At 57.1% G+C, this 333-nt stretch carries 1 protein-coding gene; it reads right to left on the reverse strand.

Annotation, left to right across the window (positions count from 1 at the left end; genetic code table 11):
* The coding region (locus A1OO_RS01570; RefSeq protein WP_017004551.1) for a calcium-binding protein at nt 1-333 on the reverse strand (333 nt) is incomplete at both ends.

Consider the following 333-nt stretch of genomic DNA (forward strand, 5'->3'; position numbering starts at 1 on the left):
CATCGTTGTCGTCACCGCCATCGAGGTAGTCGTTACCCGTGCCGCCTTTGAGGGTGTCGTTGCCCGCTTCACCGTAAAGGGCATCGTTATCGTTTCCGCCGTCGAGGTGATCGTTGCCTGTGCCGCCAAGCAAGACATCATTGCCGTTATCCCCGAAAAGGGAATCGTGATCTTGATTGCCTTCGAGGCGGTCATTACCGTCTCCACCACGCAGGGTATCGTTTCCTGTCCAACCATAAAGTTTGTCGTCACCGGCAAGGCCGTGCATGTCATCATTGCCCCATTCGCCGTGAAGGGCATCGTTGCCGTTGCCGCCGTTGAGGTGGTCGTTGC

The sequence above is a fragment of the Enterovibrio norvegicus FF-33 genome, from assembly GCF_000286835.2.
Classification (GTDB): Bacteria; Pseudomonadota; Gammaproteobacteria; order Enterobacterales; family Vibrionaceae; genus Enterovibrio; species Enterovibrio norvegicus_A.